This is a genomic window from Paenibacillus sp. P4_E11, assembly GCF_056401635.1.
In genome coordinates, this window is record NZ_JBFUIX010000522.1 from 1 (window position 1) to 1178 (window position 1178).

The window sequence follows — 1178 nt, forward strand, 5'->3', positions numbered from 1 at the left end:
GCGTCTTATCCTTCGGCGTGGCGGTAAAAGCGAAGAAAGACAGATTTTCATGAATGCCCTGTCCAGCCAGCTCGTCCAGTAGTTTGTCCTCATCGTCCTTTCTTGCCGCTTCCTCTGTGCCCTCCATCTCGGCGTATTCTTCCAGAATTTTTTCTGTATCCGCAAGAGCACGCTTTAGTTTTTTGGCAGCATCTCCAGTCTGGGAGGAGTGAGCCTCATCCACAATAATGGCAAACCGCTTATTGCCGGAGTTCACCTCTTTGTAAATGACAGGGAATTTCTGCAATGTGGTGATGATGATACCTGTCCCCACCTCAATGGCTTCCTTCAACTGCTGGGAGTTTTTATCGATTTTCTGTACCACGCCTTCTACATGGTCGAACTGATACACGGTGTTTTGCAGCTGGCTGTCCAGCACACGGCGATCGGTGACAATGATAACGGACTGGAATATTTTTTCGTCATTTGCGTTATGAAGCCCTACGAGCCGATAAGCCAGCCAGGCAATGGAATTGGATTTGCCCGACCCAGCGCTGTGTTGGATCAGGTAGTTATGCCCCGTGCCGAGTTCCTTCACTTGCGCTAGCAGCTTTGACACAACATCCAGCTGGTGGTAGCGCGGGAAAATCATGCGCTCAGATTTGATTTCCCCTGTTTTCTCGTTCCGTTCCACTTGAAGATGTAAATACTTGTGCAGGATCTCCAGAAGACGGTCTTTGCACAGTATGTCTTCCCATAGGTAAGCGGTGTCGTAACCATAGGGATTGACGGGGTTGCCTTTACCGCCTACATTGCCAGCGCCAATGGCACCCTGATTGAACGGCAGAAAGTAGGTTTTATCACCTTCCAGCCGTGTGGTCATATATACGTTGGTTAGGTCAACCGCAAAATGCACCAACACTCTGTTTTTGAACTCAAAGATAGTGTCATTGCCGGTGCGGTCGAATTTATACTGCTGAATAGCGTTGGCGGTATCCTGCCCGGTAAACTGGCATTTCAGCTCCATAGAAACTACAGGAATGCCGTTGAAAAACAGTACAATGTCGATGCTGTTTTCATTCAGCAGGGAGTAGTGCAGCTGCCGTGTACAGTGCAGAATATTGGCCGCGTACTGCTTTTGGCTGGTTTCGTTGATTGAGGTTTCAGGCTTCCAATAGACCGCCCGGAACTTGATACCC

General features: G+C 49.1%; 1 protein-coding gene. It reads right to left on the reverse strand.

From position 1 onward, the window contains the following. On the reverse strand, positions 1 to 1178 hold a 1178-nt coding region (locus AC1DWB_RS35690; RefSeq protein ID WP_477545797.1), incomplete at both ends, for a DEAD/DEAH box helicase family protein.